3 protein-coding genes are annotated in these 6,010 nt (G+C 70.0%); all 3 read right to left on the bottom strand.

From position 1 onward, the window contains the following. Positions 1–49 precede the first annotated feature (49 nt). The 3 genes from ACFV9G_RS29585 to ACFV9G_RS29575 all read right to left on the bottom strand — a co-directional run bounded on the left by ACFV9G_RS29585 (position 50) and on the right by ACFV9G_RS29575 (position 5,796). Entirely contained in the window at positions 50–2,329 is a 2,280-nt protein-coding gene (locus ACFV9G_RS29585; RefSeq protein WP_378733019.1) for an FdhF/YdeP family oxidoreductase, read from the bottom strand. A gap of 10 nt (positions 2,330–2,339) precedes the next feature. Then, on the bottom strand, positions 2,340–4,949 hold the full coding sequence (locus tag ACFV9G_RS29580) for an ABC transporter permease (RefSeq protein ID WP_378733017.1): 2,610 nt from the start codon (positions 4,947–4,949) through the stop codon (positions 2,340–2,342). Positions 4,950–5,016: 67 nt separating this feature from the next. After that, entirely contained in the window at positions 5,017–5,796 is a 780-nt protein-coding gene (locus tag ACFV9G_RS29575; RefSeq protein ID WP_378733015.1) for an ABC transporter ATP-binding protein, read from the bottom strand. Positions 5,797–6,010 lie beyond the last annotated feature (214 nt).

Here is a 6,010-nt window from a genome sequence, read left to right as displayed (position 1 = left end):
GTGTATAAGAGACAGGCGTTATGACGCGCCGACTCGGCGATGGAACCGGTCAGGACGAGACGACTCGGCGGGGGTCGAGGCGTACGACGACCGACTTCGAGGTCGGGGTGCGGCTGCCGTCGGCGTAGGAGTCGAGCGGGATGAGGACGTTCGTCTCCGGGAAGTACGCCGCGGTGGAGCCGCGAGGGGTGGCGTACGCGACGACGCGGAAGCCCTCGGCCCGGCGCTCGCCGTCGGTCCAGACCGAGACGATGTCGACGGTGTCGCCGTCGGCGATGCCGAGCTCGCGGAGGTCCTCGGGGTTGACGAAGACGACGTGGCGCCCGCCCTTGATGCCGCGGTAGCGGTCGTTGTAGCCGTAGACGGTGGTGTTGAACTGGTCGTGGGAGCGCAGCGTCTGCAGCAGCAGGTGGCCCGGGGGAGCGGCGACCGCGGTCAGCGGGTTGGCGGTGACCCGGGCCCGGCCGGTCGCCGTGTCGAAGGTGCGCGAGTCGCGCGGGCCGTTGGGCAGGGCGAAGCCCCCGGGCGCCTTCAGCCGGGTCTCGAAGTCCTCGAACCCGGGGACCACCGCGGAGATGTGCCAGCGGATCCGGGAGTAGTCCACGCCCATCGTGGCCCAGTCGACGCCCTGGTCCGAGCCGAACAGCGCTTCGCCGATGGCGCAGACGATGCCGACCTCGCTGCGCAGCTCCTTCGAGCCCGGAAGCAGGCGGCCGTGGGAGGCGTGCACCATGCCCATCGAGTCCTCGACGGTGACGTACTGCTCGCGGCCGCCGGTCTCGTCGCGCTCGGTGCGGCCGAGGCAGGGGAGGATCAGAGCCTCGCGGCCGTGGTGGAGGTGGCTGCGGTTGAGCTTGGTCGAGACCTGGACGGTGAGGCCGACGTTGGCCAGGGCCGCCGTGGTGACGGCGGTGTCGGGGGTCGCGGCGGCGAAGTTGCCGCCCAGGGCGAGGAAGACGTCGACGGCGCCGTCGCGCATCGCCTCGATGGCGGCGACGACGTCGTAACCGTCCTCGCGCGGTGGCGTGATGCCGAACTCGTCACCGACGGCGTCCAGGAACCACGCCGGCGGCTTCTCCCAGATGCCCATGGTGCGGTCGCCCTGCACGTTGGAGTGGCCCCGGACCGGGCAGGCGCCGGCACCGGGCTTGCCGATGTTGCCGCGCAGCAGCAGGAACGAGGCGATCTCGCGGATCGTGGCGACCGAGTTCTTGTGCTGGGTCAGGCCCATCGCCCAGCACACGATGACGCGCTCGCGGGACTCGACCAGGTCGGTGAGGGACTCGATCTCCTCCCGCGAGATGCCGCTGAGCCGGGTGATCTCGTCCCACTCCATCGCCGCCCAGGCCTGCGCGGCGACCTCGAAGCCGTCGGTGTGCTCCTCGAGGAACGGGTGCGCGATGGCGTCGCGCTCGACGAGCAGCTTGTTGATCCCGGCGAACAGCGCGAGGTCGCCGTTGACCTGCACGGGCACGTGGATGTCGGCGAGCTGGGTGCCGACGCCGCTGACGCCGCGTACGGTCTGGGGGTTGCGGAACCGCCCCATCCCGGCCTCGCGAAGCGGGTTGACCGAGACGACCTTGGCGCCGTTCTCCTTGGCGGACTCGAGCGCGGTCAGCATCCGTGGGTGGTTGGTGCCGGGGTTCTGGCCGACTACGAAGATCAGGTCGGAGTGTTCGGCGAGGTCGTCGTAGGTGACCGTGCCCTTGCCGATGCCGATGACCTCGCCGAGCGCGGTGCCGCTGGACTCGTGGCACATGTTGGAGCAGTCGGGCAGGTTGTTGGTGCCGAGCTGGCGGGCGAGCAGCTGGTAGACGAACGCGGCCTCGTTGGACGCGCGGCCGGAGGTGTAGAAGACCGAACGGTCGGGGTCGGCCGCGCGCATCCGATCGGCGATCAGCGAGATCGCCTCGGACCAGGCGATGGGGGAGTAGTGGGTCTCGCCGGGGGCGATGTACATCGGCTCGGTCAGCCGACCCTGCGACTCGAGCCAGTGGTCGTCGCGCTCGTTGAGCGAGGAGACCGAGTTGGCCGCGAAGAAGTCGCGGTCGACCCGCTTGCGGGTCGCCTCCCACGCCACCGCCTTGGCGCCGTTCTCGCAGAACTCGGCCGCCTTGCGATGGTCGGGGTCCGGCCAGGCGCAGGAGGGACAGTCGAAGCCGCCGACCTGGTTGACCTTAAGCAGCGTCTGCAGGCTGCGCTTGGGGCCCATCTCGCGCAGCGCGTACTCCATCGAGTGGGCCACCCCGGGAATCCCCACCGCAGCCGTCTCCGGCTGGTGGACGCGGAGGGTGGGTTCGGGCAGGTCTGTGGTGTGCTCGGTGCTCACCCGGGGCACACTACTCCGAGGCGATGGCCTTGAGGACGTCTTCCCTTCCTGCGCGGATGGCGGGGAGGAGCGCGGCCAGGACGCCGACGAAGACGGCGATCGCCAGGAAGACGGCCAGCTGGTCGAGCGGCACCCACAGGCTGGTGAGGTCTTCGCGCAGCGCGTCGCGCAGCAGCACCCCGAAGAGCACCCCGAGAACGAGCCCGAGGACCGCGCCGAGGACCGCGATCGTCACCGACTCCAGGGTGATCATCCGGCGCAGCTGGCCACGCGAGAGGCCGATCGCGCGTAGCAACCCGATCTCGCGGGTGCGCTCGATGACGCTGAGGCCGAGGGTGTTGACGATGCCGATCACAGCGATCACGATCGCCAGCGCGAGCAGGCCGTAGATCATGTAGAGCAGCTGGTTGACCTGCCCCTTGATCGACTCGGCGAACTCGTCCTTGTCCTGCACCGCGACCACCGGGCGATCCTCGACGAGCTTGTCGAGACGCTCGTGGACGACCGCGGGGTCGGCTCCGCGGGCGAGCATGATGCTCAGCGAGGCGTCCTCGCGCGGCACCTTGGCCGCGACGAGGTCTTCGATGCGCACCGTGATGTCACCGGTGACCTGGGTCCGGGCGATGATCCCGCTGATCTGCGGGTGCTGCTGGCGACCGCTGACGAAGGTGAGGTCGATGCGGTCGCCGAGCCGCCAGCCGTGCTCCTTCGCGGCCTCGTCGGTGACCAGCACCTGGCCGGGTTTGAGGTCCTCGCTGCCCTCGAGCACATCCAGGTCGTAGACCTGCGGCAGGTGCTCGTCGACGCCGAAGAGGAACGCGACCTCGTTCTTCTTCGGGTTCTGCAGGTCCACCTCACCGACGACGGCCTGGGCGATCTGCGAACGCGAGACGGTGGCCACGCCCTCGACCTTCTCCATCTCGTCGCCGATCGAGGTCGGGAACGCAGTGAAGGTCGGGCTCTGCACGACCAGGTCGGGCTTGAACTGTTCCTCGACCACGTCGGAGATCGAGGCGTTCATCGAGGCCGCGAGCACGCCGATCAGCGAGACCAGCGCCAGCCCGATCATCAGCGCCGACGCGGTGGCACCGGTGCGCCGTGGGTCGCGCATCGCGTTCTGGCCGGCGAGCTTGCCGGTCATCCCGAAGAGCGCCCCCGAGACCGTACGCAGCGCCGCCAGGACCGGGCGGCCCAGGAACGCGCTGATCCAGGCGACCGAGAGGATCGATATCCCGGCCCCGACGCCCACCCACAGCGCCGGGCTCGTCGGCACGTCGAACCCGCCGGGAAGACTGATCTCCGGGACCCCGATCCGTGGCACCGCCGCGATCGCGAGACCGGCGGCCAGCAGGACGAGCCCCACCGACGTACGCAGGACGGTGGATCTGGCCGGAGGCTGGGTGTCCTCGCGCATCGCCGCCACCGGCGGGACCTTCCCGGCCCGGCGGGAGGGGAGCAGGGCCGCGGCGAGGGTGACGAGGACGCCCACCGCGTAGGAGATCCAGATGGTGCGCGGGGTGAGGACGAGGACGTCGGAGGCGATCTCCAGACCGGCCTGACGGAAGGCGGCGGCCAGGCCGTGGGCGAGCCCCCAGCCGGCGAGGATGCCGATGGTCGCCGCGACCAGCGCCATCACCAGCGCCTCGAAGAGCACCGACGTGGTGACCTGGCGGCGGGAGGCCCCCAGGGCGCGCAGCAGTGCCAGCTGGCGGGAGCGCTGCGCGATCAGGATCGAGAAGGTGTTGACGATGATGAAGGCACCGACGATGACCGCGATCACCGCGAAGACGATCAGGAAGACCGAGATCACGTCGAGGAACTCACCGATCGCGTCCTCGGACTCCTCAACCATCTTGTCGCCGGTGACGGCCTCGAACCCCTTCGGGACCACCGTGTTCGCGGCCGCGACGAGCTCCTTCTGGCTGACGCCGGGGGCGGCGGTCAACGAGATCCCGGAGTAGACGTCCTTGCCTTCGGTGAACAGGCTCTGGGCGCCGGCGGTGCTGAAGATCAGCAGCTGCGCGCCGGCCGTGCCACCGCCGTTGAAGGAGGCGGTGCCGGTGAGGGTGACCTTGCGGCGGGTCTCGCCCTGGGGTGCGATCAGGGTGACGGAGTCTCCCACCCGATAGCCGGCCTTCTCCGCGGTCGCCTCGTCGAGGACGAGCTCCTTCTTCCCGGTCGGCCAGCTTCCTTCGATGAGCTCGAGCGACGGCTCGCCGAGCAGATTGGGGGTTCCGGTGTGGTTGAAGGCCAGCGTCGGCGCACCCGAGCTGCTGACCAGCTTGTCGTCGGTGTCGAGCACATAGAGCCCTGCTCCCTGGACCACCCCGTCGGCGCGAGCGACCTCCGGCAGCGTACGCAGCCTCTCGATGGCCTCCGGCTCGAGCATGGCCGCGCCGCCCCCGCCGGGGCGGCTGGCCTCGGCCGAGCTGGCGCTGTTGGTCGGGCGTACCTGGCCGTCGGGCGTGGAGCCGTTGATGATCCCGGAGAAGGTGCGGTCGAGCCCGTGCGAGAAGGTGAGTACGCCGGCCAGGAACGCCACGCCCAGGACGATCGCGAGCGTCGACATGAGCAGGCGCACCTTGTGCGCGGCGAGGTTGCGCAGCGTCAGCCGGAGCACGTCGCCACCTTCCTTGCGCAAGCGCCAGAGTGCGGACGTGGCGGTGTGGCGATTGTCTGGTTCACCCTCAGGCACCTTCGCCGATCGGAGCCAGGCCCATCGCCCGCGCCTGCAGGTCGGCCATGTGGGCCAGGATCTCCTCGCGGCTCGGCTTGGCCAGCTCGTCGACGATCCGGCCGTCGGCCAGGAAGATCACCCGGTCGCAGTAGGAGGCGGCGACCGGGTCGTGGGACACCATGACGATGGTCTGGCCCAGGTCGTCGACGCTGTGGCGCAGGAAGTCGAGCACCTGTGCGGCCGAGGTGGAGTCGAGGTTGCCGGTCGGCTCGTCGGCGAAGACGATGTCCGGCTTGGAGACCAGCGCCCGGGCACAGGCGACCCGCTGCTGCTGTCCACCGGAGAGCTCGCTCGGCTTGTGCGAGAGCCGCGGGCGCAGGTCGACCGTGTCGATGACCTGGTCGAACCACCCCGGGTCCGGCTTCTTCCGGGCCAGGGAGAGCGGCAGCAGGATGTTCTCCTGCGCGGTCAGCGTCGGCACCAGGTTGAACGCCTGGAAGACGAACCCGATCTTGTCGCGCCGCAGCGAGGTGAGGCGGCGGTCGCGCAGCTTGCCGAGCTTACGCCCGCCGACGACCACCTCGCCGGTCGTCGGCTTGTCGAGCGCCGCCAGGCAGTGCATCAGCGTCGACTTGCCCGAACCGCTCGGGCCCATGATGGCGGTGAACTGGCCCGCGTAGAGGTCCAGGCTCACGCCGTCGAGCGCGCGGACCTCCGCGGCGCCCTTGCCGTAGGTCTTGTGCAGGTCGATCGCCTGGGCGGCGATCTCGAGTCGGTCTGCGTCGGTCACGACCCCAACTCTCGCGCACCCATGGTGAGCGCGCATCGGGGTTTGTACCGATATCGTAGATCTCGACCCGCTTCGCGGGTTCGCAGGCTCACCCGCTGCGCTGGCGCCCTTCGGGCGCCTTACTCCCTCGCTCGGCGCGAACGGACGAGCAAGCTCGCCGTTCGACCTCGCTCGGTCGTCACGCTCGATCTCTTCGCGTTACGACCCTGCTCGC

This window comes from Nocardioides sp. NPDC059952 (assembly GCF_042730435.1).
Lineage (GTDB): Bacteria > Actinomycetota > Actinomycetes > Propionibacteriales > Nocardioidaceae > Nocardioides.
Note: the sequence above shows the minus strand (reverse complement) of the source record. Positions and strands in the feature narration are given on the sequence as shown.